The sequence below is a fragment of the Pseudarthrobacter sp. O4 genome (assembly GCF_050157025.1).
In the GTDB taxonomy this organism is placed as follows: Bacteria; Actinomycetota; Actinomycetes; order Actinomycetales; family Micrococcaceae; genus Arthrobacter.
In genome coordinates this window covers 1373061-1395395 of the sequence record NZ_CP189591.1, presented here as the reverse complement: position 1 = coordinate 1395395, position 22335 = coordinate 1373061, and the positions used below count along the sequence as shown (strand labels likewise).

At 68.5% G+C, this 22335-nt stretch carries 21 protein-coding genes and 2 pseudogenes; 17 read left to right on the top strand and 6 right to left on the bottom strand.

Features of this window, described 5'->3' with window-relative positions; all coding sequences use genetic code 11:
• Window positions 1-86: 86 nt before the first annotated feature.
• Window positions 87-1250, top strand: a complete 1164-nt coding sequence (locus ACQCSU_RS06295; RefSeq protein ID WP_426978882.1) for a trans-sulfuration enzyme family protein — start codon at window positions 87-89, stop codon at window positions 1248-1250.
• On the opposite strand, the gene ACQCSU_RS06290 is transcribed toward ACQCSU_RS06295, so the two are convergent.
• A complete protein-coding gene (locus tag ACQCSU_RS06290; protein ID WP_426978881.1) occupies window positions 1240-2604 on the bottom strand; it encodes an MFS transporter in 1365 nt (454 codons plus the stop codon). The genes ACQCSU_RS06295 and ACQCSU_RS06290 overlap by 11 nt on opposite strands.
• A gap of 91 nt (window positions 2605-2695) precedes the next feature.
• Here ACQCSU_RS06290 and ACQCSU_RS06285 point away from each other — a divergent pair, with 91 nt between their 5' ends.
• Window positions 2696-3679, top strand: coding sequence for a LysR family transcriptional regulator (locus ACQCSU_RS06285; protein WP_426978880.1), 984 nt, complete (start codon window positions 2696-2698; stop codon window positions 3677-3679).
• A 125-nt stretch (window positions 3680-3804) separates the two neighbouring features.
• Here ACQCSU_RS06285 and ACQCSU_RS06280 read toward each other — a convergent pair whose 3' ends face one another.
• The gene (locus ACQCSU_RS06280; protein WP_426978879.1) at window positions 3805-4854 is read right to left on the bottom strand and encodes a nitronate monooxygenase; all 1050 of its coding nucleotides are present in this window, start codon (window positions 4852-4854) and stop codon (window positions 3805-3807) included.
• Window positions 4855-4890: 36 nt separating this feature from the next.
• Between ACQCSU_RS06280 and ACQCSU_RS06275 the strand changes: the two genes are divergently transcribed.
• On the top strand, window positions 4891-5853 hold the full coding sequence (locus ACQCSU_RS06275) for an N-acetylglucosamine kinase (RefSeq protein WP_426978878.1): 963 nt from the start codon (window positions 4891-4893) through the stop codon (window positions 5851-5853).
• Window positions 5854-5918: 65 nt separating this feature from the next.
• Here ACQCSU_RS06275 and ACQCSU_RS06270 read toward each other — a convergent pair whose 3' ends face one another.
• Complete coding sequence (locus ACQCSU_RS06270; protein WP_426978877.1) at window positions 5919-6968, bottom strand: pirin family protein; 1050 nt, start codon at window positions 6966-6968, stop codon at window positions 5919-5921.
• A 65-nt stretch (window positions 6969-7033) separates the two neighbouring features.
• Here ACQCSU_RS06270 and ACQCSU_RS06265 point away from each other — a divergent pair, with 65 nt between their 5' ends.
• The 8 genes from ACQCSU_RS06265 (at window position 7034) to ACQCSU_RS06230 (ending at window position 14916) form a co-directional block, all read left to right on the top strand.
• A complete protein-coding gene (locus ACQCSU_RS06265) occupies window positions 7034-7486 on the top strand; it encodes an NUDIX hydrolase (protein ID WP_426978876.1) in 453 nt (150 codons plus the stop codon).
• Window positions 7487-7733: 247 nt separating this feature from the next.
• Entirely contained in the window at window positions 7734-8768 is a 1035-nt protein-coding gene (gene rsgA / locus ACQCSU_RS06260) for a ribosome small subunit-dependent GTPase A (protein ID WP_426978875.1), read from the top strand.
• 238 nt (window positions 8769-9006) lie between these two features.
• Window positions 9007-10101: an ABC transporter ATP-binding protein gene (locus tag ACQCSU_RS06255; RefSeq protein ID WP_426978874.1), complete on the top strand. Its 1095-nt coding sequence runs from the start codon at window positions 9007-9009 to the stop codon at window positions 10099-10101.
• Window positions 10101-10865 carry an ABC transporter permease gene (locus ACQCSU_RS06250; protein ID WP_426978873.1) on the top strand — a complete coding sequence of 255 codons (765 nt, stop codon included), beginning with the start codon at window positions 10101-10103 and terminating at the stop codon, window positions 10863-10865. Before ACQCSU_RS06255 ends, ACQCSU_RS06250 begins: the two co-directional genes overlap by 1 nt.
• Window positions 10862-11608 carry an ABC transporter permease gene (locus tag ACQCSU_RS06245; protein ID WP_426978872.1) on the top strand — a complete coding sequence of 249 codons (747 nt, stop codon included), beginning with the start codon at window positions 10862-10864 and terminating at the stop codon, window positions 11606-11608. The genes ACQCSU_RS06250 and ACQCSU_RS06245 overlap by 4 nt, the downstream gene beginning before the upstream one ends.
• Window positions 11605-12582, top strand: coding sequence for a glycine betaine ABC transporter substrate-binding protein (locus ACQCSU_RS06240; protein ID WP_426978871.1), 978 nt, complete (start codon window positions 11605-11607; stop codon window positions 12580-12582). The genes ACQCSU_RS06245 and ACQCSU_RS06240 overlap by 4 nt, the downstream gene beginning before the upstream one ends.
• Before the next feature lie 188 nt (window positions 12583-12770).
• Entirely contained in the window at window positions 12771-13991 is a 1221-nt protein-coding gene (locus tag ACQCSU_RS06235; protein ID WP_426978870.1) for a pyridoxal phosphate-dependent aminotransferase, read from the top strand.
• Window positions 13992-14061: 70 nt separating this feature from the next.
• Window positions 14062-14916, top strand: coding sequence for a polyphosphate kinase 2 family protein (locus tag ACQCSU_RS06230; protein ID WP_426978869.1), 855 nt, complete (start codon window positions 14062-14064; stop codon window positions 14914-14916).
• Between the two features lie 15 nt (window positions 14917-14931).
• Here ACQCSU_RS06230 and ACQCSU_RS06225 read toward each other — a convergent pair whose 3' ends face one another.
• A complete protein-coding gene (locus ACQCSU_RS06225) occupies window positions 14932-15177 on the bottom strand; it encodes an exodeoxyribonuclease VII small subunit (protein WP_426978868.1) in 246 nt (81 codons plus the stop codon).
• A 102-nt stretch (window positions 15178-15279) separates the two neighbouring features.
• Window positions 15280-16566 carry an exodeoxyribonuclease VII large subunit gene (gene xseA / locus ACQCSU_RS06220; protein WP_426978867.1) on the bottom strand — a complete coding sequence of 429 codons (1287 nt, stop codon included), beginning with the start codon at window positions 16564-16566 and terminating at the stop codon, window positions 15280-15282.
• A gap of 233 nt (window positions 16567-16799) precedes the next feature.
• On the opposite strand from xseA, the gene ACQCSU_RS06215 reads away from it, so the two are divergent.
• Both ACQCSU_RS06215 and ACQCSU_RS06210 read left to right on the top strand, forming a co-directional pair.
• Window positions 16800-17642 (top strand): hypothetical protein, encoded by an 843-nt coding sequence (locus tag ACQCSU_RS06215; protein ID WP_426978866.1) that lies wholly within the window; start codon window positions 16800-16802, stop codon window positions 17640-17642.
• 81 nt (window positions 17643-17723) lie between these two features.
• On the top strand, window positions 17724-18815 hold the full coding sequence (locus ACQCSU_RS06210) for a 4-hydroxy-3-methylbut-2-enyl diphosphate reductase (RefSeq protein WP_426978865.1): 1092 nt from the start codon (window positions 17724-17726) through the stop codon (window positions 18813-18815).
• On the opposite strand, the gene ACQCSU_RS06205 is transcribed toward ACQCSU_RS06210, so the two are convergent.
• Complete coding sequence (locus ACQCSU_RS06205) at window positions 18812-20035, bottom strand: DNA recombination protein RmuC (RefSeq protein ID WP_426978864.1); 1224 nt, start codon at window positions 20033-20035, stop codon at window positions 18812-18814. The genes ACQCSU_RS06210 and ACQCSU_RS06205 overlap by 4 nt on opposite strands.
• A gap of 130 nt (window positions 20036-20165) precedes the next feature.
• Between ACQCSU_RS06205 and ACQCSU_RS06200 the strand changes: the two are divergent.
• From ACQCSU_RS06200 to ACQCSU_RS06185, 4 genes and pseudogenes are all read left to right on the top strand, one after another.
• A pseudogene (locus ACQCSU_RS06200) lies at window positions 20166-20662 on the top strand (histidine phosphatase family protein).
• 140 nt (window positions 20663-20802) lie between these two features.
• Complete coding sequence (locus ACQCSU_RS06195) at window positions 20803-21105, top strand: DUF4193 domain-containing protein (protein ID WP_426978863.1); 303 nt, start codon at window positions 20803-20805, stop codon at window positions 21103-21105.
• Window positions 21106-21199: 94 nt separating this feature from the next.
• Complete coding sequence (locus ACQCSU_RS06190) at window positions 21200-21952, top strand: lytic transglycosylase domain-containing protein (protein ID WP_426978862.1); 753 nt, start codon at window positions 21200-21202, stop codon at window positions 21950-21952.
• Window positions 21953-21997: 45 nt separating this feature from the next.
• Window positions 21998-22329: pseudogene (locus ACQCSU_RS06185) on the top strand (aldo/keto reductase); the annotation flags it as partial.
• Between the last annotated feature and the right edge of the window lie 6 nt (window positions 22330-22335).

Here is a 22335-nt window from a genome sequence, read left to right as displayed (position 1 = left end):
GGCACTTCCATTCGCAGGCCCTATAAAAGCCCGAATTATTGCCAGATACTTGCCGCATTCAATGGTGAATATTCATAAGGAGCAAGGTGCTTTCTCAAGACTCGCTGGCTGTCCACGCCGGCCGCAACGGCCTCACCGAACTGGGCGTCCACGCAGTGCCCATCGATCTGTCCACCACGGCACCCCTTCCCTCGGTGCACGACGGCGGCCTGGCCTATGAGCACATGGCCACCGGCGGCACCCATGTGGAGGGCCAGAGCACCGTCTACCAGCGCCTCTGGAATCCCACCGTGGCCCGGTTCGAGGAAGGTGTCGCCCTGCTGGAGGACACCCCGGAGGCGGTGGCCTTCGCCACCGGCATGGCGGCGCTGAGCGCCGTCCTGCTCGCCATAGTGGCCACCGGCAAGAAACATGTGGTGGCAGTTCGGCCGCTGTACGGCGGAAGCGACTACCTGCTGGCCTCGGGAGTGCTGGGCAACGAGGTCACGTTTACCACCCCGGCGGGCGTCCATGCCGCGCTCCGGCCGGACACCGGCCTGGTGATCCTGGAGACGCCGGCCAATCCCAGCCTGGAACTCGTGGACATCGCCCGGGTGGCCGCTGCGGCGGACGGTGTGCCGCTCCTGGTCGACAACACCTTTGCCAGCCCGGTCCTCCAGCGGCCCTTCAAGCACGGCGCCGCCATGGTGCTGCACAGCGCCACCAAGTTCCTCGGCGGGCACGGCGACGCGATGGGCGGCGTGGTTGCCGCGGCTCCGGAGTGGACCACGAGGCTGCGCCAGATCCGGGCCGTGACGGGCGGCATCCTGACGCCCTGGCCGGCCTACCTGCTCCACCGCGGGCTGGCGACGCTGCCGGTGCGCGTGCGTGCCCAGCAGGCCAGTGCCCAAAAGGTCGCTGTCGCGCTGATGGAGCACGGGCTGGTGGGGCGGGTCTTCTACCCGGGACTGCCCGAATGCGATCCGCAGGGCCTGGTGGGGACGCAGATGGCCGGCCCCGGTTCGCTCCTGGCCTTCGAGGTGGCAACGGCCGGGCACGCCGAGCGGATTCCGTCCGCCGTCAGGATGATCACGCACGCCGTCTCCCTGGGCGGCATCGACACGCTCATCCAGCACCCGGCGGGGCTCACGCACCGTCCGGTGGCCGCCGACGCCAAGCCGCACGCGGGCCTGCTGCGCATCTCGGTGGGGCTGGAAGATCCCTCGGACGTGGTGGCCGACCTCGTGCAGGCCATCGAGGCTACCCGCTGACAGTTGCCGGCGCCGCCCCGGCTGCCGGGTTCACCGGTGCGGGGTGCACGACGGCGGTGATCACCGCCGTCGTGCCTGCCAGTCCGATGACGGTCAGGGCCAGTGCGGCCCAGCCGAGGGACTGGAAGACCAGTCCGCCGGCCCAGCCGATGATGCTGGAGCCGAGATAGTACGCGAGGTTGTAGAGCGAGGCGGCCTGGGCGCGGCCGGTCGTGGCGATCACTCCGGTCCAGCCTGCGCCGATGCTGTGCGCCGCGAAGAACCCGCCGGTGAAGACCAGAAGTCCCAGCAGGATGAGCGGCAGCAGCTGTGTGAGGGTCAGTGCCAGCCCGCTCACCATGAGGGCCGTGCCCGCGAGCAGGACGTTGCGCCGGCCGAAGCGGAGGGTCAGGCCCGCGGACCAGCGGGCGGAGACCGTCCCGGAGAGGTAGGCCAGGAAGATAAGGCTGATGGCCGTGGCCGGCAGGCTGAACGGTTCGCCCGAAAGCCGGAAGCCGAGGTAGTTGTAGACGGCCACGAAGCCGCCCATCAGCAGGAACGCCTGGATGTAGAGGGCCAGCAGCCGGGGGTTACGCCCGTGGCCGGCCAGGGTCCGGGCCGCACCGCGGAAGCCGCTGGCCGCCGCGGCCGTGAATCCCCGCGCCTTCGGCACGAGGGCCAGGAACAGGACCGCGGCCGCCGTGGCAAGCACGGACACGGCCAGGGCGGCGGCCCGCCAGCCCCACAGTTCACCCACGGGTCCGGCCACGAGGCGCCCGGCGAGTCCGCCCAGGGTGGTGCCGGCGACATAGCTTCCGGCAGCGAGGGCGGCATGGGCCTTGTTGACCTCCTCGTTGAGGTAGGCGATCGCGATGGCCGGGATCCCGCCGAGCGCCATCCCCTCGAGCATCCGCAGGCCTAGGAGCATCGGGAAACTTGAGGCCAGCGGCACCAGGAGCCCCAGCACTGTGGCGGCCAGGATGCCCCAGGTCATGGCGCGGACCCGGCCGATGCGGTCGGCGAGGAAGGACCACGGGAGCACGGTCACCGCGAGCCCCACGGTGGCGAGCGAGATGGTCAGCGCGGCCTCGGCCGCCGTCACCTGGAGGTCCGCCGCGAGGATGGGCAGGACGGCCTGGGTGGAGTACAGCTGGGCGAAGGTTGCGACGCCGGCGAAGGCCAGTCCGGCGAGGATTTTTCCGTAGGCCCGGGACCCCTTGGAGTGTCCCGGCCAGGGCGGGTTCCCGGCGCCGGCCGCAGTCCCGCCGCCGGCGGATCCGGCGCCGTCGATGGCGGCCCCGTCGATGGCGGCGGGGACCGGCATCCCTGACCGGGCGGCGGCGGTGGAACTGCGGCGCGGGCGAAATCGTGGCATCTGCCCAGAATAGGCCTCATAAAGACATGCTTCCAATGCATGATTTACATAGAATCAATGTCATGGGTGGAACAATCCGGAGGTTGGGACCATGGACGTGGAGCACAAACAACTCGTGCAGCTGCTGCCGCTGCTGCCGCTGCTGGCAGAGCTCGGGCGCACCCAGCACGTCACTGCGGCGGCTGAAGTGCTGGGACTGCCGCAGTCGACGGTCAGCCGGGGGATCGCGCGGGCCAGCGCCATCGTCGGCGCCGAACTGTTGATCCGCGACGGCCGCGGGGTGCGGCTCACCCCAGCCGCCAAGGCGCTCATGCCGCACATCGAGGCGGCGCTGGGCGAGTTCCAGGCGGGGCTGGACCTGGTCCGCCACGAGTCCGAAGTGGTGCGCGGCCGGATCTCGGTGACTTTCCAGCACACCTTTGGCGAGGCAATGCTGCCGCTGCTCATCAGCGCTTTCCGGGCCCGGCATCCGCAGACGGCGTTCGACCTGAGCCAGGGCTCGAGGCACGGCTGCCTGGCCGAACTCGCCGCGGGTGACGCCGACGTGGCCCTGACCGCGCCTCTCGCGGCGCAAAGCCGGACTATTGCCTCTGCCGCGCTGTACCGGGAGCCGCTGCGCCTCGTGGTGCACCACCGGCACCGGCTGGCGAAGCGCCGGCGCGCCCGGCTCGACGAGATCCGGCGGGAGCCCTTTGTGGCCATGGGGCCGGGCTACGGCATGCGCTCGCTGACCGACGCGCTGTTCCGGGAAGCCGGCTTCCGGCCCCGGATCGCCTTCGAGAGCCAGGACTCGCACACCGCCCGGGGACTCGTCTCGGCCGGTCTGGGCGTGAGTATCCTCCCGCCCGGCGGCCGGGCCCCCGGCCGCCACCCGGCTGCGGAATCCGGCGACCTCGGCTGGGTGGAGATTGCCTTGGGTTCCCGCCTTGCGTTCCGCGAGATCGGACTGGCCTGGCGGCAGCGCCGCGGCGGAACGGACGCGGAGCCGGACCCGGTGCGGCTGTTTCGCGAGCTCGTGCTCAGTGAGGGACCGGCACTCCTGGCAGGATTTGTGCGGGAACGCTCGGGCAGCTGAGGCGCCGGGTGCCGCCCTTCTGCCGCGAGTTCGCCGGAAGCCCGCGAAATCGCCGAAAAAATTACGGCGATCCGGCAAGTTTCCGGCGACGTCGGCGTCGCAGCCGTCAGCGCGGCCCGGTCCGGTCAGTCGCCGTCGAGCAGACCGGCCAGGATGTCCGCGACCGGTCCCGGCCTCGCCTGCTGCCACCCGGTGCCGGCCCAGAGGTTCAGGCGCTCCGGGTCCCCGGCGGCAGCCGCGGCCGCACGCAGCGGGGCTGTGAGGTGATGGACGGCCGGATAGACCTCGGGGGCATCGGTGTGGTCGCGGACAAACTCATTCACCAGCGCCCGGGCCTGCTTCCCGGTGAAAGCGGACGTGAGCCGGGTCTGCGTGAAATGTGGGCTGGCGAGGGCATCCTTGTGCAGTTGCCGGGCGCCGCTTTCGTCCGAGCGGAGCAACGCGGTGCCCAGCTGGGCAGCCTCTGCGCCGGCGGCCAGCACGGCCGCCAGCCCGTCCCGGTCCATCACGCTCCCGGCGGCGACCAGGGGGAGCCCGACGGCGGACCGCACCAGGGCAACCAGCTCCGCCGTCGTGCGCGGCTGACTAGACTTCCGGGCGCCGCTGCCTCCGCCGGCGTCCTGGAAGGCGGCGCTGTGGCCGCCGGCTCCCGCATGCTGGACCACCAGTGCATCCACGCACTGCTCGGCGGCGGCCAGCGCCTCGGCCGGCGTGGTGACGGTGGCGAGGACCGCGGAGCCGGCCCGCCGGAGCGCGCGCACCACAGCGGGACCCGGGAGCCCGAACGCGAAACTGACCAGCTCCACCGGATCCGCCAGCAGCACGTCGATCTTTCCCTGCCAGGCGTCGTCGTCATCGAGCCGCAGTGGCGGGAGCTCGGCCCCGTACCGGCGGACGTCCGCCTCGAGCCGGGAGCGGTACTCCTCAAGTTGCGCCACCAGCGCCGGGGACGGCCGCAACTGGCCGGGGTCGGGGACGAAGACGTTCATCCCGAATCTGGCCCCGGACGCCCGGGCGGTGCGGATGTCCGCCTGCATTGCCGCCACGCTCTTGTATCCGGCGGCAAGGAAGCCAAGCCCGCCGGCCTCGTGGACAGCCTGCACGAAGGCCGGGGTGGAGGTGCCGCCGGCCATGGGGGCGGCAATGACGCGGGTACCGAAGAGGGGATGCGGCATGGCTCACTCCTGGAGACGATTCAGTAGGCTGTTCTCGTGACTAATACTGACATCCCGCCGGCGGCGGATTCTGCTCCTTCGTCCTCAAACTCCATCGCCGCAGCCGGGGACGGGGCGGGCGGCGCCGTGATCGGTCTCGACATCGGCGGCACGAAGACCCGCGGGGTCCGGTTCGAAGCCGGCCGCGCCGTGGCGGACGAGTCGGTGGGCAGTTCGAACGTCCAGAACGTCAGCCGCGAGGAAGCGGCACGCCATCTGGCGGAACTCTTCGCCAGGATCGGCGGAGGCGCCGTGGCCCAGGTGTACGCCGGGGCCGGAGGCATCGACACCGACGACGACGCCGCGGCGCTCGCCGCCCTGATTGCGCCGCTCGTGCCCGGCGCCAGAATCACCGTGGTCCACGATTCCCGCCTTTTATTGGCCGCCGGCGGCGCCAGCACCGGTGTTGCCGTCATCGCCGGGACGGGCTCGGCGGCCTGGGGCCGGAACGGCGCGGGCGAGGAGGCCCGCGCCGGCGGCTGGGGCTATCTGCTGGGTGATGAGGGCAGCGGCTACTGGCTGGGCCGCGAGGCTGTCCGCCACAGCCTGCGCCGGATGAACCAGGGGCTGGAGCCCGACGAACTGACCACCGCCCTGCTGGCATCGTGCGGGGTGGATCACCCGAACAAGCTGATCGCACTCTTCCACTCCGCGGAAACGGGTCGCCGGTATTGGGCGCAGCAGGCACGGCTCGTGGTCGATGCCGCCAATGCCGGCCACGCCACAAGCCAGGAACTCGTGGACCAGGCAGGACGTGATCTGGCAGGGCTTGCCGAGCAGGCCCTCCGGCAGCTCGGCCTTGACGGGCCCGTGATCCTGGGCAGCGGACTGGGCATGAATGTGCCGCGGCTGCAGGAATCGTTCCGCTCGGCGCTCGCCGCGGCGGGGATCAGCGATGTCCGCGTCCTGGACCAGGAACCTGTCTTCGGTGTGCTCCGGCTCGTGGCCGAAAACGGCTGAATCCGTCCCGGTGCCGGGCGCTGAACCAACGCTTCCGGAACCGGCCGGCAGCCGCCCAGTACCCGTCAGTACCGGCGGCGGGGCCGCAGCTGCACGCCGGGCAGCGGCGGCGCCGGAATGCGGCCCGCCTCGGGGCCGGCGTCCGGGCCATGGCCACGCACCAGCCCGAACCGTGCGGCGGCGGCGGCGCCGTCGGGAAGGCCGGCCTGATCCTCCCAGTCCAGCCGGGACTGCTCGACTTCGGCGTGGGTGCGGCCGACGAAGTTCCACCACATCAGCAGTTCTTCCTCGAACGGCTCCCCGCCGAGCAGGACAAAGCGGGTGCCGGGGAGGGACTCAAGATCAAGCGTGTCCCGGCCGGAACCCAGGTAGCCCAGGGGGCCGGGAGGGACCTCCTGGCCGTCGAGGGTAAGGCCGCCGTCGAGCACCAGCACGGCGTGTTCAAAGTCCGGGTCCAGCGGCAGGCTGAGCCGGCCGCTGCAACTGATATCCGCCCCGACGATGGGGGAATACATCGTCGCCGGGGACGTGGTGCCGGCGAAACTGCCCACCATCACGGTGGCCGTGTAGCCGTCGCCGCTGACCTGAGGCAACTCGCGGTGCTGTTCAAAAGCCGGGGCCCGGTGCCGTTCGCTGTCCGGCAGGGCCACCCAGAGCTGGAGTCCGCGCTGCAGCGGGAGCTGCCCGGCGGCTTGCCCGGGGACACCGCCTGCCGGTTCGGGCTGCGGCGCGGTAAGGACCGCAAATTCGGAGTGCGAGACGCCCCGACCGGCGGTCATGATGTTGAGTTCGCCCGGCCGGACGATCACGTCGCTGCCCACGCTGTCGCGGTGCCTGATGGTCCCCAGAAGCGGCCACGTGACCGTCTGCAGCCCGGTGTGCGGGTGCGGGAGCACGGACATCGCCACCCGGTCCGGCCCAAAACTGTCCAGGAAACACCACGCCCCCACGGTGGGCAGCCCCCGCTGAGGCAGCGTCCGGGACACATTCATGGCCCGGACGCCACCCAGCGGGACCTCGCGGGCCGGCCACAACTGGAGGCACGGACCGACAGCGAAGCCTCCGTGGGCTGGCGGGCAGATTTCTTCCATCGGGCGCACTTCAAGATTGGTCACAGTCAAACTCTAGGACGGAAACCCGCGATCCGGCAGGGCACGGCGCCGGACACTACGCTGGAGGGATGAGCCTGAATTTCGATACACGCCCCGCCGCCTACGCCGTCATTGTGCGTGACGACGCGATCCTGCTGGCGTACTGGAAACAGGGCGGCAAGGAAGGCTGGACCCTGCCGGGCGGCGGTCTGGACCTGGCCGAGCATCCGGTGGACGGGTGCCGCCGGGAGGTCTATGAGGAAACCGGCTACCGCGCGGAGATCGGCACCATGCTGGGGGTCGACGTCGGGCACTGGCCCGCCGAGATCCGGATCGACGGCGGCGAACGGGACTTCCAGTCGCTGCGGCTCGTCTACGAGGCGACGATCACCGGCGGGGAGCTTCGGCACGAGGTGGACGGCAGCACCACCCATGCGGCCTGGATCCCGCTGGCGGAGCTGGAGGACCTGAACACGGTCTCGCTCGTGGACGTTGCGCTCCGGCTCTACCGGGAACGGCCGCTGGACGGCAGACTTTCCTGACGTTTTCCCTAGCCAGGCACGGGCGGGCACGGTTATTCTGGGAACGCCGCCGGGCGCACCGGCGAACCGGTAGCAAGAGCGGGGAGGTGGAGACGATGACTGCAATTGACCTGCGCGCAACGCGCGCCAACGGCCACGTCATTATTCCTGCCCCGGCTTTTCGCACCTCCTAGCCCTCAACAGCTGCCCGGTTTCTCAACAACCCGCAGCGCGGCACGTGCACCGGGGCCCCATCAAAGGGTTTTCGTTGACTACTTCTTCTGCACGTCCAGGCGCCGCGGGCGCCAGCCAAACCGGCATCCTTTCGGCAGGTCCATTCCGCTACGGCTACACCCCTGCCGTCGCGGACCGCTTCGCGGCCAACCCCGTTCCGGGCGGAGCCGGCCCGGGCCGGGTCATCCGCGTGGACCGCAACCGGATCCTCATCGCCGTCGGGCAAGGCGCGGCCCACCTGGACATCGTGGGCGTCGTCGTTCCGGTGGACCGGCCGCTCACGCACAACCGGCTGGAACGCACCCTCGTCGCGGCCTGGGACTCCGGCGCCACACCCCTTGTGATCATCACCAAAGCGGACCTCTCGGAGGTGGCGGACGACGTCGTCGGGCAGGTGATGCTGCAGGCCGCCGGCGTCGACGTCGTGACCACCTCGGCCGAACACGGCGACGGACTCGACGAACTCCTGGCCCACCTGCCGCCCGGCGGGACACTGGTCCTGCTGGGGCCGTCGGGGGCCGGGAAGTCCACGCTCATCAATGCCCTCGCCGGCTTCGACGCGCAGGAAACCGGGGAAGTCCGGGCCGGCGACGGCAAGGGCAAGCACACCACCACATCCCGGGAACTCGTGCCGCTGCCGGGCGGCGCGGTGCTGATGGACACGCCGGGGGTGCGCGGCTTCGGGCTGTTCGACGCCGACGACGGGATGGAGGAAATCTTCGGGGACCTGGAGGAGCTCTTTGGCCAGTGCCGCTTTTCCGACTGTGCCCACAACAGCGAACCCGGATGCGCTGTACAGGCCGCGCTCGCGGACGGCTCCCTCGATGACCGGCGGTGGGCCAGCTACCTGAAACTCCAGCGCGAACTCTGGGCCCTGGCCCGGCGGCACGACGCGGCCGCGCGCCGCGCCTACGCGCGCGAGTGGCACCAGAAGATTGTGGCGGCCGGCCAGAGCCAGCGCGCCGCCGAGCGGTACCACCATGAAAGAGCCGAAGTACAGGACGGAAAGGGCGGCAAGGGCGCGAAGGGCGGGAACAAGGGCGGCGGAGGCCGCCCGCGGGGGCGCTGACCGGGCGCGCGGAGAAGGGCCAGGGCCGCGCCGGAAGGGCGTTCCGGCGCGGCACCCATCCGAAACCGCCGCGGATCCGAAGCCTTACGGTAGCCTCGGTGCCGCCGACTATTTCTATGGAATTGTCAGTACCGCTGGCTACGCTGGGTCTTACCGCTTTACAGCCAAAAATCAGCGTGCATATGATCAGTTCGCTGGACCGTCCGATATTGCCGCCAACAGTTAGGTAAGCCCGGAAATGGCCGAAGCCATGATCGTGTTCCAGAGCGTCACCAAGCAGTACCAGAGCGGTCAGGCCGCCGTGGAAAGGCTGACCATGTCCATTGACAAGGGCGCCATCACGGTCCTTGTCGGACCCTCCGGCTGCGGGAAGACCACCTCGCTGCGGATGATCAACCGCATGGTCGAGCCGACGTCGGGGATCATCACGGTGGGCGGGGAGGACGTCACGTCCGTGCCGGCGGCGAGGCTTCGGCGGTCCATGGGCTACGTCATGCAGTCCTCCGGGCTGATGCCGCACCGTTCCGTCCTGGACAACATCGCCACCGTCCCCCGGCTCAACGGGGTGTCCAAGGCCGACGCGCGGAAACGCGCCCAGGAACTTCTCGACGTCGTCGGGCTGGACTCCGCGCTGGGCAAGCGCTATCCCTCCCAGCTTTCCGGCGGCCAGCAGCAGCGCGTCGGGGTGGCCCGGGCGCTGGCCGCCGACCCTCCCGTGCTCCTCATGGACGAGCCCTTCAGCGCCGTGGACCCGGTGGTCCGCGAAGAACTCCAGCAGGAGCTCCTCCGGCTCCAGCGCGACCTGGCGAAGACCATCGTCTTCGTCACGCATGACATCGACGAGGCCACCGTCCTCGGCGACAAGGTGGCGGTGTTCGGCATCGGCGGCAGACTGGCGCAGTACGCCACGCCCGAGGAAATCCTGCGGGCCCCGGCGAACGACTTCGTTGCGTCGTTTGTTGGCCGGGACCGCGGCTTCCGGCACCTCGGGTTCAGCCCGTCCGACGGCGTCACGGTCCACCCGGCCAGCACGCTGACGCCCGACGAGCTCCGGCACGACGGAAGCTCCTCGGACGAATGGCGGCTCGTGGTCGACGACGGCCTCCGCCCCTTGGGCTGGGCCGGACCCGGCAAGGGCGCCGAAATGGTCCCCGGCGGGTCCCTGTTCCACAAGGGCGACACCCTCCGGCGGGCGCTGGACGCCGCACTGTCCTCGCCCTCCGGTCTCGGCGTAGCCGTGGACACGGACGGCCGGGTGGCTGGCGTCATCAAGGCCGACGAGGTACTCGCCGTGATTGAATCGGACCGCCGGGTCCGGCAGGGCGCGCTCTGATGGAATGGTTCCTGGCCAACAGTGAGCAGGTGTACAGCCTCGCCGGCCAGCACCTCGTCCTCGCCGTGCTGCCGATGATCTTCGGGCTGCTGATCTCGATTCCGCTGGCCCAGTTTGCGCGGCAGAACCGAGCCCGGCGCTCCGTAGTGGTGACAGCCTCATCGCTGCTCTACACGATCCCGTCGCTGGCACTCTTCATCATCCTGCCCTCCATCCTCCAGACCAGGATCCTGGACCCGGTCAACGTCGTGGTGGCCCTGACCATCTACGCCGTCGCGCTGCTGGTCCGCGCCGCGCTGGATGCCTTCGATTCCGTGGACGAAGACCTCCGCCAGGCGGCCGTGGCCATGGGCTTCAGGCCCGCCGCCCGTTTCCTCCAGATCGATCTGCCGCTCTCCCTGCCCGTGCTCTTTGCCGGGCTGCGGGTGGTCTCGGTCAGCAACATCTCGCTCGTGAGCGTCGCCGCGCTGCTGGGCATCGGGAACCTCGGGATGCTCTTCACCTCCGGCCTGCAGCGCGACTTCGTCACCGAGGTCATCGTGGGCATTATCGCCATCCTCGTCCTGGCGTTGCTGATGGATGCCGTGCTCGTAGTGCTGGAGCGGCTGCTGACCCCGTGGACGCGGGCCGCAAGCGGAACGGGGGCAGGCCCGGACAAAGCCGGCCGGGCTGCCACGGCCCGCCGCGCGTCCGGGACTGCAGCGCCGGCCGGGACTGCAGCACCGGCAGGCGCCGCGGCACCCACGGGGAGCGGTCCCGCATGAGCAACGTCGTCACGGATACCTTCGCCTGGATTGCGGATCCTGAACACTGGTCCGGCAGCGCCGGAATCCCGGCACGGCTGGTTGAGCACCTCCAGTACACCGGCCTCGTCATGCTGATCGCCACCGCCATTGCGGTCCCGATCGGCCTCTACGTGGGGCACACCGGACGCGGGCGGGTCGCCGTGGTGGCCCTCGCCGGCGCCCTCCGCGCCCTCCCCACCCTCGGCCTGCTGACGCTCTTTGTCCTGCTCGCAGGCATCGGGCTCATGCCGCCGATCTGGGCGCTCGTGATCCTGACGGTGCCGCCACTGCTGGCCGGCACCTATGCCGGGATCTCCAGCGTCGACCGGAACGTCGTGGACGCCGCCCGGGCCATGGGCATGACGGAACTCCAGGTGCTCTTCCGGGCCGAATTCCCCAACGCACTGCCGGTGATGTTCGGCGGGTTCCGGACCGGTGTGCTGCAGGTGATCGCCACCGTCTCGGTGGTGGCCTACATCAACCTTGGCGGCCTCGGCCGCTACCTGTTCGACGGGCTCGTCCTCTCCGACTTCCCCCAGATGCTCGGCGGCTCCCTCCTCATCGCGGGGCTGGCGATCGCCGTCGACCTTGTCCTTGCTCTTTTCCAGAGGCTCTTCCTGTCACGGGGCGCCTCTGCCCAGCCAAACCGGAGCCAGCAGGCTGCGGTTGATCTCACAGACCCCGTAACCGCGGAGACTGTTGTTCAAGGAGGTACGTCATGAAGGAAACCCGCCAACGAGCACTCGGCAGGCGCGCACTCGGTAGGCGCGCATTCGGCGGCCTGGCCGCCGGTGTAGGCCTGGCCATGGCACTGTCCGCCTGCGGAGGCTCATCCAATCCGCTGTCATCGTCCCCCGCCACGGGCGGAGCCACGTCCGGCTCGGGCGCGGCCCTGGTCATCGGTTCCGCAGATTTCCCGGAGAGCCAGATCATTGCCGAGGTGTACGCCGGAGCGCTGAACGGTGCCGGCGTCACGGCGAGCACCAAGCCGAACATCGGTTCGCGCGAGGTCTACTTCAAGGCCGTGCAAGACGGGTCGGTGGACGTCATCCCGGACTACAGCGGCAACCTGCTCCTGCATGTCAGCAAGGACGCCACGGAGGTGTCCGCCGAGGACATCTACAAGGCATTGCCGGGCAAGCTGCCGGACGGACTGGCCGTGCTGGAACCCTCCAAGGCCGAGGACAAGGACGCGATGGTGGTCACCAAGGCCACGGCGGAGAAGTACCAGCTGAAGTCCATCGCTGACCTGGCGAAAGTCTGCAGCGAGATCGTGGTGGGCGCCCCGGCGACCTTCGCCGAGCGCGCCTACGGTCTGCCGGGCCTGAAGAAGAACTACAGCTGCGAGCCCAAGAAGCTTGAGCCGTTCAGCGACGGCGGCGGGGCTGTCACGCTCAAGGCCCTGCTCTCGGACCAGGTCCAGGTCGCTGACATCTACACGACCACCCCGTCTATCGCGGACAACGACCTCGTGGTGCTGGAGGACCCCAAGGACAACTTCATCGCCCAGCAGGTGCTTCCCCTCTACAACAAGTCCAAGATGACGGACAAGGCGAAAGAAGCCCTCAACGCGGTGTCCAAGATCCTCACCACCGAGGACCTGATCAACCTCAACCGTGCCGTCAGCGGCAGCCAGAAGCAGAACCCCAAGGACGCTGCGGCCGCGTGGCTCAAGGACAAGGGGCTGGTCAAGTAAGGCGCGCTGCCGTGACTTCCTGACGTACGACGGCGGCTGCCGGACCCACCTTGGCACGCAGGGGGCCGGCGGCCGCCGTCGCGCTTGCCGTGCCGGGTTCGGTGCCGGGTCCCGTGCCTGTGGCGGCGTGAATCGCCTGTGAGGCACGTCTCACGGGAAGTACATCCCCCGTATGGCATATTTGATGGATGGCAGAATTCAAGCAGTCCACCAAGCTTCATAATGTCCTTTACGACATCCGTGGACCGATTCTTCAGGCCGCCCAGCAGATGGAGGCGGAGGGTCACCGGATCCTCAAACTGAACATCGGAAACCCGGCCCCTTTCGGGTTTGAAGCGCCGGACGCGATCCTGGTGGACATGATCCGCCACCTTCCGCATGCCCAGGGGTACAGCGACTCCCGGGGCATCTTTTCCGCCCGAACCGCCGTCTCGCAGTACTACCAGACGCGCGGGATCCAGAACATCCACGTCGATGACATCTACCTTGGCAACGGCGTCAGCGAACTGATCACCATGTCGCTCATGGCGCTGCTCGATGACGGCGACGAGGTGCTCATCCCCACCCCTGACTACCCGCTATGGACCGCTTCAGTGGCCCTGGCCGGCGGCCGGCCGGTGCATTACCTCTGCGACGAGGAGTCCGGCTGGCAGCCCGATCTCGAAGACCTCGAAGCCAAGATCACCCCGCGGACCAAGGGCATCGTGGTGATCAACCCCAACAATCCCACCGGGGCGGTCTATCCGGAAAGCACGCTCCGGAAGATTGTTGCCCTGGCCGAGAAGCACGGCCTGGTCCTCTTCGCCGACGAGATCTACGAAAAGATCCTCTACGAGGACGCCGTCCACGTGAATATGGCGAGCCTTACCGGTGACGACGTCCTGTGCCTGACTTTCAGCGGCCTGTCCAAGGCCTACCGGGTCTGCGGATACCGGGCCGGCTGGATGGCCATTTCGGGACCCAAGCACGACGCCGCCGACTATCTCGAAGGCATCAGCCTGCTGGCCAACATGCGCCTGTGCGCCAACGTTCCGGCCCAGCACGCCATCCAGACCGCGCTCGGCGGCTACCAGAGCATCAACGACCTGATCCTGCCCGGGGGCAGGCTTCTCGAGCAGCGGAACAAGGCCTACGACCTGCTGAACGCGATCCCCGGTGTCAGCACCCAGCAGGCACGCGGCGCGCTGTACCTCTTCCCGCGGCTGGACCCCGAGGTCTACCACATCCGGGACGACGAGAAGTTCGTCCTGGACCTGCTGCGCGAGCAGAAGATCCTGGTATCCCATGGCCGCGCCTTCAACTGGGTCCGTCCGGACCACTTCCGCATGGTCACGCTCCCGCTCGTCAAGGACATCGAAGAGGCGATCGGACGCATGGCGGACTTCCTGAGCAGGTACAAGGGGAACTAGCCTGAGGGCAGCAGCGCAGCCCGGGCGACTTTCCCGCGCACAGGCTGCACGAACGGGAAAGAGGCTTTCCATGACAGAGGCTGTGAACTTCGAACGTCACCCGTCCGAGACCCTGCTGGTCGGCAAAGGATTCAAGCTCCGGGACTCGGATCCGGACTCCACTCCCGGCTATCCGGGGGACAAGGCCGACGGCGAGACGCTGCTCGCCGAACTGGACGGAAAGCTCACCCAGCTCCAGGAGCAGCTCTTCGCCGAGTCGCGCTTCGGCGGGACCAAACGCATCCTGCTGATCCTGCAGGCGATGGACACCGCCGGCAAGGGCGGAATCGTCAACCACGTCATGGGGACGATGAACCCGCAGGGAGTACAGCTGAAGTCTTTCAAGGCCCCCACACCGGCGGAGAAGTCCTATGACTTCCTCTGGCGGATTGAGAAGGCGGTCCCGGCAGCCGGCATGGTGGGTGTCTTTGACCGGTCACACTATGAGGACGTCCTGATCCACCGGGTCCACCGCTGGGCAAGCCCGGAAGAACTGGAGCGACGCTACAAGGCCATCAACGAATTCGAGTCCCGGCAGACGGCCGCCGGCACCAAGATCGTCAAGGTCATGCTGAACATCAGCCGGGACGAGCAGAAGGAACGGCTCCTCGCCCGTCTGGATGACCCGGCAAAGCTGTGGAAGTACAGCAGCACCGACCTCAAGGAACGCGCCTTCTGGAGCGACTACATGGACGCCTACCAAAAGGCGTTTGAGAAGACGGCCACTGACATCGCTCCCTGGTACGTCGTGCCGGCCAACAAGAAATGGTACGCCCGGATTGCTGTCCAGCGGCTGCTGCTGGAAGCGTTGGAAGGGCTGAAACTGGAGTGGCCGGTTCCGGACCTCGATGTCTCGCTGGAACGGGACCTCGTCGAGCGGTCCTGACGCCGGAGCACCGGGTCAGCTTTCCTGGCCGGCCCGGTCCTTGGCGGCGGCCAGGCGTTTGCGGGCCCCTTCGAGCCATTCCTCGCAACGTTTGGCCAGGGCTTCGCCCCGTTCCCACAGCGCCAGGGATTCCTCAAGGCTCGCGCCGCCGGCCTCCAGCCTGCCCACGATGCCGAGCAGCTGCTCGCGGGCGTCCTCGTAGCTCAGGCCCTCGATGTCGGCGTTCGGAGTGGTCTGTGATCCGTTGGTCTCTGCTGCCATGTGATGCTCCTTGCTTGGTCCGCGGGGGACGCGTTGCTCTGATAAACGGGTACCCGGGCGGAAGTGGCCGGGCGGAAGTGGCCGGGCGGGGGTGGCGCCGGATCAGCCCTCGGCGGGCTCCTCGTGCCCGGTGGACTGTGCGGTGAACCTGCCTCCGGCCACGCGCACCGTCAGATCGGCGCCGGCAGGTGCCTGGGAGGGATGACGTACAACCTCCCGCCGGGTGCCGGGAGCGGAGCCGCCGCCGGCGAGCTGCACGACGGCGTAGCCGCGGTCCAGGGTCTTCTGCGGCGACAGTGCGCGCACCTGGGCCTTGAGGTGGACCAGCTGGTCGGCCGCCCGGACCACGGCGGTGGTGATGGCGGCGTGTGCCCGGCCCTTGAGCCGTTCGACGTCGTCGTGCCGTGCGGCGACCATGACCTCGGGGGACGCCAGCACCGGGCGGGAGCGCAGCGAGGCCATCCGGTCGGTTTCCCGCTCCACCAGCCGGGTTACTCCGCGCCGGAGATGGTCCCGTGCCTGTCGGACCCGTGCGAGTTCCTCGACGACGTCCGGAACGATCCGCTTGGCGGCGTCGGTGGGAGTCGAGGCGCGGAGGTCGGCAACGTCGTCAAGGATCGGCCGGTCCGCCTCGTGGCCGATCGCGCTCACCACCGGGGTGACCGCAGCGGCTACGGCGCGGATGAGTTCCTCGTTGCTGAACGGCAGCAAGTCCTCCAAGGCGCCGCCCCCGCGGGCGATGACGATCACGTCCACGTCCGGGCGGGCGTCCAGTTCCCGCAGCGCGCCGATCACCTGAGCGACGGCGGTATTGCCCTGGACCGCCACCTCGCGGATCTCGAATTCGACCGCCGGCCAGCGCAGCGCCGCGTTGCGCAGCACGTCTTTTTTGGCGTCCGAGTCCCGGCCGGTGATCAGCCCGATCCGGTGGGGGAGCAGAGGCAGTCTCTTCTTGCGCGCGTCGGAGAACAGGCCCTCCACGGCAAGGGCATGCCGCAGCCGCTCGATCCGGGCCAGCAGGTCACCGAGACCCACCGGCCGGATGTCCTTGACGGACATGCTCAGCCGGCCTGTCTTCAGCCAGAACTCGGCCTTGAGCAGGGCCACCACTCGGGAACCGCGTTCCAGCGGGATGTCCTGGCGGTCGAGCACATTGGTCCAGACCGACGCCGGGAGCGATATCTCGGCATCGATGTCCCGCAAGGTCAGGTACGCGTTGGTGCCGCGCCGGTTCAACTCGATGACCTGGCCCTCGACCCAGGCGGACGGGGCCCGGTCGATGTGCAGCTTCAGTTTCTGGGACAGCAGCTGCAGCGGCCAGGGGTTGTCCGGGCTGGTTTCCGCGGCCGTGGCCGGGACCGTCGTGGCCGCCGTGAGGTCTTCAGACATGCCTGGACTCCGTGGCGGGGCTGGCCTTGTACATGTGCGTGGTGGTCCTTTGCAGGCGCGGTGCTGTCGGCAGGCGTTTGCCGGGGCGCGTGACCGCCCGGCAACCTGTCATGGTCGGGTTCAACTCTATCCATAGCTCTACCACGGGGCCCTGACGTTATTGCCCGCTTGTCCATCCCGACGGCGGCCCCCGTAGGATGGCACTACCCCCAACAACTTCCTAGGACTCTCTCTTGCGCACTTTTGTCTCGGCCATGGCAGTACTCATCGGGCTATTGATGGCGGCTGTTGCCGTTCCGGCGATGTGGGTGGACCGCAACATCGTCCAGGAAGACGGCTTCGTCGCCCTGACCGGACCGCTCGGGAAGGATCCCGCGTTCCAGCAGCGGCTGGCCGCCGCCGCGGTGAACAGCCTCAGCGCGGACCAGATCCCGGAAGCCCTCACCGAACTGGCCCGTCCGGTCCTCGACAACGCCGCCCAGTCGCTGACGACGCTGCCCGGCTACTCCGAGGCCTGGACTGAAACCCTCCGCAAGAGCCACCGGCTGAGTTTCGCCGATCCCAACACCCTCCCGGCGGAGGTGGACGGTGTCAGTTCCCTGACCCTGGATGTTGCGCCGCTCGTAGGACTGGTGGCGACGCACGTCGCCGATGCCACCGGCCTGCCCCTGGAAGCACCGGAGCAGGTGCTGATCAACATCGGTCAGTCCAACCAGCGCCAGGTCATTGAACAAGTGTCCGCCTATGCGCCGATGGGCTACGCCGTAGCGGTCGGAGCAGCCATCGCACTCGCCCTGGCATTCGTTGCCGCCCGGCGGCGGTGGACGGTCCTGGCCGGGACGGGAGCCGGTGCCCTTGTTCTGGCCGGCGTCTGGAAGCTCGCTTCCGACGCCGTCGGGCGGGCAGCGGAGGATACTTCGAGCGGGAACGCGGTGGCCGAGATCTTCAAGCGGGAATTCGTCGCGGCATCGGCCGCCAACTTCGGCCAGTGGATCCTGTCCGCCGCGGTGGCCGGTGCTGTTCTGCTGGTACTCGGGCTCGTGCTCCGGACCGTCCGCGGACGCCGCCGGGCCTGAGGCCGGCCGGTCCCGGGCGGGTGTGTGCGCGGCACGATCCCGGCCAAAACAGGGGGCACCCAACACCGGTAGCATTGAGGGATGACCTCCACCGCTGTTTCCATTCCGATGCCAACCGTTCCGCGCCGGCGGCGCACACCGGAAGACGTGCTCGCGGCGGCCGCCGTCTCCGGGCCGAAGAAGGTGCTGCTCGCAGCACCGCGCGGCTATTGTGCCGGAGTGGACCGGGCAGTCATCGCAGTGGAAAAAGCCCTCGAGCACTACGGGCCGCCCGTCTACGTGCGCAAGCAGATCGTGCACAACGTGCACGTGGTCAGCTCGCTCGAGGAAAAGGGCGCAATCTTCGTGGACGAGACCGATGAGGTGCCCGAGGGCGCCCTGGTCATCTTCTCCGCGCACGGCGTCTCACCCGCCGTGGTCCAGTCCGCCGAGGACCGCGGCCTGCGGACCATCGATGCGACCTGCCCGCTCGTGACCAAGGTGCACAAAGAGGCGGTCCGCTTCGCCAAAGACGACTTCGACATCCTGCTGATCGGCCACGACGGCCATGAGGAGGTCGAAGGAACGGCCGGTGAGGCGCCCGAACACATCCAGATCATCAACGGCCCGCACGAGGTGGACAAGGTGACGGTCCGGGACCCGGAAAAGGTCATCTGGCTCTCGCAGACCACCCTTAGCGTGGACGAGACGATGGAGACCGTCAGGCTCCTGAAGGAGCGGTTCCCCACTCTGCAGGACCCGCCCAGCGATGACATCTGCTATGCCACCACGAACCGCCAGGTGGCGATCAAGAAGATCTCGCCCCAGGCCGATCTGGTGATTGTGGTCGGATCCGCCAACTCCTCGAATTCCGTCCGCCTCGTGGAGGTCGCGCTGGAATACGGTGCGAAGGCATCCTACCGTGTGGACTTCGCCAACGAGGTGGACGAGGCCTGGTTCGAGGGCGTCGGCACTGTCGGCGTGACCTCGGGGGCATCCGTCCCGGAAGTCCTCGTCAAGGACGTGCTGCGGCTTCTGGCCGACTACGGCTACGGCTCGGTGGAGGAAGTCGTCACGGCCGAGGAAGACCTGCTCTTCTCCCTGCCGAAGGAGCTCCGGGCAACCCTCAAGCAGGCCGGGGACGTTTCCCGGGCCCTTGGTGGCCGCGGCTCGCGCCCGGCCGGGCACTCCTAGGCGGCGGACTCCGCCGAGTCGTTTTCCGACTGTAGCTCCGGGGCCGCCACCGCGCGGGGCGTGGCTTCCACGGACACCGGAGTGGTCAGCCCGGCGACATCGAGGGCATTGAGCTTCCTCGCGGTGGGCAGGACCCTCGCTTCCAGCGTGCCGACCATTGAGTTGTAGCGGTCCACGGAAGTTTTCAGCGAAGTGCCCAGCTTGGTGACGTTCTCGCCCAGCGTTCCCATCCGCTCGTAGAGCTGGTGGGCGAGTTCGAAGAGCTCGCGGGCGCTGTCCGTCAGCACGTCCTGGCGCCAGGTGAAGGCGACAGACTTCAGGACAGCCAGCAGGGTTCCGGGCGAGGCCAGCACCACGTTCTTGGACAGCGCGTAGTCCAGCAGGGCCGGGTCCGCCGAGAGAGCAGCCGCCAGTATGGATTCCGCCGGCAGGAAGCACACCACAAGCTCCGGGGAGTTGCCCGGGATGTCCCAATACTTCTTGTTGCTGAGCGCATCGACGTGCGCCTTCAGGGCCTTCGCATGGGCCACGAGCAGCGCCTGCTGCCCGTTCAGTGCGTGCTGCTGGCTTCGCTGTCCCGGGGCGGAACCGAGCTCCTGTGCCTCAAGGTAGGACGCCAGCGGCACCTTGGCGTCAACCACCAGCTGCTTCGCCCCCGGAAGCTGTACGACGAGGTCGGGGCGGACGCTGTTTTCGGTGGCGGCGCTGTGCAGCTGTTCATGGAAATCGACATGCCGCAGCATCCCGGCCGCTTCCACGACGCGGCGCAGCTGGACCTCACCCCACTGTCCGCGGGCGCTGTTGGAGCGCAGCGCCGACTCGAGGGCATGCGTCGAGCGCAGCAACTGCTCGTCGGAGAGCCGCGCCTCCTGCAGCTGCTGGGCGAGCTGTCCGTACTGCTCGAGCCGGTCCCGTTCCAGCAGCGAAACCTGCTGCTGCACCGCCGTGAGCTTTTCGGCCACGGGGGCCAGGGCGCGCAGCACGCTGCCGTCCTGGGTCCTCGATTCGCCCAGCTCCCGGTTCTGTGCCGCGAGAAGGCGCCTCTCGGCGTCGGCCGCGGCAAACTGGGCGCTGACGTCGGAGAGCCGGGCCGAAACGCCGTCGAAGTCCTGTTCCACGGCCCGGTAGCGGCGGCGGAGGAACACATAGGCGGCGCCGGCGCCGGCAACGGCGCCCACGAGCAACATGAGCAGGGCGAGAATCAGTGCGAAAGCATCCATAGCTTCACTTTGGCATGCCCCTCTGACACTTTAGGTCCCGACGCACGGAGGCTACTCGGCCCGCGAGTATCCCAGGGCCGTGATCCGCCGCTTGTCCACGCCCAACACCTTGCCCCCCTGTCAAGGCAGAATGGAATGCATGACTTTTACGACGATCGCGCTTGTCCGCCATGGCCAGACGGACTGGAATGCGCAGGGCCGGCTGCAGGGATCCACCGACATTCCGCTGAACGACGCCGGCCGTGGCCAGGCGGGCGACGCCGTCGCCGTCCTGTCCGGCTACGAGTGGGACGCGAGCGTAGCTTCGGAGCCGCGGAAGGCCTGCAGGCCGGCCCTGAACTAGACGCACTGCGCATCCCCGGTGGTTTCCGCGGCGCAGAAAGTGAGGATGAGGCAGCGCGTCGCGGGCTGGCCGCGCTGGCAGCCCTAACCGAGGAATTCCGCGGCCGACGCGTCCTAGCCGTCGCCCACGGCACGCTCATCCGCGAGAGCCTCAGTCGCGCCATCGGCCGCACCCTGCAACGCATCGACAACGCAGTGCTCAACCTGGCCCACCACCATGCCGTAGACGGCTGGCAGCTCGAGTACTTCAACGGCGAGCGGGTAACCGTGCCGGCACTCAACTAGCCACGGCTCCGCGGCAAAGCGGAACGACGGGCAACGACGCGCTGGCGACGCACCCTCAGCTCACCTGACGCAGGGAAGCGCGCGCAATGGTGTACGTTGGCTTCCCGTTAGAACAAAACCTAGAAATGAGAGTCACCTCAGTGGCAACCGATTACGACGAAGTCCGACCCGACGTCAAGGAGTCGCAGGACAATTCCCTGCAGGCGCTGCAATCCGCCAACGCCCCGGATGCCCGCAGCGTCGTCCGCGAGCTGGACGAATCCGACGCGCTGGATGGGGCCATGACCCCCGGCGGGGAATTCGTCGCCGAGGAACTGGTCGTTCAGGTCATCCCGCAGGCGCAGGACGAATTCACCTGCCACTCCTGCTTCCTGGTCCGGCACCGGTCCCAAGTCGCACGTGAAAAGAACGGCCAAGGCTACTGCGTCGAATGTGAAGGCTAGGACAATGGCCTCCCGTGTGCCCGGCACCGGCGCGATGTTCCGCACGCGTCGGGATCAGCGGATCGCTAACGTCCACGGCAGGCCCGAGTAGTCCATGCTCCGTCTGAAACGACTTGCGGTTTTTGGCCTGTTCGCGATTTGCGTCATCACCGGGTTTCTATTTTGGGCACTCCGAGAATCCGGCGCGGAGACCCGCGGGACCCTGCCGCCACCGCCGCGAGCGGGGGCGAAACTCGAAATGCTGTCCACCGGCATCACCCCCGCCGTGAACATAACCCGGAGCGCGGACGCCGAGTGGCTCATCCGGGCTGCCGCGCAGACCGGCATCCCGGCCCGCGCGCTCCAGGCCTACGTGGCTGCGGCCGGTGCGGCCAACGAATCCGCTCCGGCGTGCGGGATCGGCTGGAATACGGTGGCGGCCGTCGGCTTCATCGAATCCGCCCACGGATCGTACGGTGGCGGACGACTGACGGCCACCGGTCAGGCGAGCGGGCCAATTATTGGCCCGAGCCTCGACGGGGACGGTTTCGCCGCAATCCCTGATACTGACGCCGGCGCCCTGGACGGCGACGCCCTTTGGGACCACGCCGTCGGGCCGATGCAGTTCATACCCTCCACCTGGCAGCTCGCAGGGCGGGACGGGAACGGAGACGGAGCAGCCGACCCGTTTAGCATCGACGACGCCGCGCTAAGCGCCGCCTCGTACCTGTGCGCCCACGGCCGTGACCTCACGACCGCAAGGGGCTGGACAGACGCTATCTACTCCTACAACCAGTCGGATTTCTACGTGGCCCAGGTACACGACCGGGCCCGTGCCTACGCCGCACAGTCGGGCCCAACCGGATAACGCCGTGTTGGCCATGCCTTCCCGGGTCCTCGCCGGATAGCCGAGTTCCCCGAGGACGATCACCGGAACTACAACCGCGACGGGGCCGCGTTCGACGTCGGTGAAACCTTCTCGGTGTCGACTTTTCCACCGGCGTCAAAGCTGCCCAGGAGTTCAGCGGCCCGGTGCCCGACGGCGTCACCACTGCGCAGGCAGCCCTCGCGTGGGTGATCGCGCAGGACGGCGTCACCACGGCCATCCCCGGTGCCCATTCCGCGGCGCAGGCTAGGGCAAACGCTGCGGCGGGAGCGATGTACGACGTCGGCACCGAGCTTGCCACCGGCGCACTGGACATCTACGACCGTTACTTCCGCGAAGCGATTCATCCGCGCTGGTAAGGAAGG

What these genes read in the sequence shown, in the direction of transcription:
- ACQCSU_RS06230 (WP_426978869.1), top strand. Translation starts at nt 14,062, where the DNA reads ATGACAGAGGCTGTGAACTTCGAACGTCACCCGTCCGAGACCCTGCTG.
- ACQCSU_RS06265 (WP_426978876.1), top strand. Translation starts at nt 7,034, where the DNA reads ATGAGCCTGAATTTCGATACACGCCCCGCCGCCTACGCCGTCATTGTG.
- ACQCSU_RS06210 (WP_426978865.1), top strand. Translation starts at nt 17,724, where the DNA reads ATGACCTCCACCGCTGTTTCCATTCCGATGCCAACCGTTCCGCGCCGG.
- ACQCSU_RS06190 (WP_426978862.1), top strand. Translation starts at nt 21,200, where the DNA reads ATGCTCCGTCTGAAACGACTTGCGGTTTTTGGCCTGTTCGCGATTTGC.
- ACQCSU_RS06280 (WP_426978879.1), bottom strand. Translation starts at nt 4,854, where the DNA reads ATGCCGCATCCCCTCTTCGGTACCCGCGTCATTGCCGCCCCCATGGCC.
- ACQCSU_RS06235 (WP_426978870.1), top strand. Translation starts at nt 12,771, where the DNA reads ATGGCAGAATTCAAGCAGTCCACCAAGCTTCATAATGTCCTTTACGAC.
- ACQCSU_RS06205 (WP_426978864.1), bottom strand. Translation starts at nt 20,035, where the DNA reads ATGGATGCTTTCGCACTGATTCTCGCCCTGCTCATGTTGCTCGTGGGC.
- ACQCSU_RS06290 (WP_426978881.1), bottom strand. Translation starts at nt 2,604, where the DNA reads ATGCCACGATTTCGCCCGCGCCGCAGTTCCACCGCCGCCGCCCGGTCA.
- xseA (WP_426978867.1), bottom strand. Translation starts at nt 16,566, where the DNA reads ATGTCTGAAGACCTCACGGCGGCCACGACGGTCCCGGCCACGGCCGCG.
- ACQCSU_RS06250 (WP_426978873.1), top strand. Translation starts at nt 10,101, where the DNA reads ATGGAATGGTTCCTGGCCAACAGTGAGCAGGTGTACAGCCTCGCCGGC.
- ACQCSU_RS06240 (WP_426978871.1), top strand. Translation starts at nt 11,605, where the DNA reads ATGAAGGAAACCCGCCAACGAGCACTCGGCAGGCGCGCACTCGGTAGG.
- ACQCSU_RS06225 (WP_426978868.1), bottom strand. Translation starts at nt 15,177, where the DNA reads ATGGCAGCAGAGACCAACGGATCACAGACCACTCCGAACGCCGACATC.
- ACQCSU_RS06285 (WP_426978880.1), top strand. Translation starts at nt 2,696, where the DNA reads ATGGACGTGGAGCACAAACAACTCGTGCAGCTGCTGCCGCTGCTGCCG.
- ACQCSU_RS06255 (WP_426978874.1), top strand. Translation starts at nt 9,007, where the DNA reads ATGGCCGAAGCCATGATCGTGTTCCAGAGCGTCACCAAGCAGTACCAG.
- ACQCSU_RS06245 (WP_426978872.1), top strand. Translation starts at nt 10,862, where the DNA reads ATGAGCAACGTCGTCACGGATACCTTCGCCTGGATTGCGGATCCTGAA.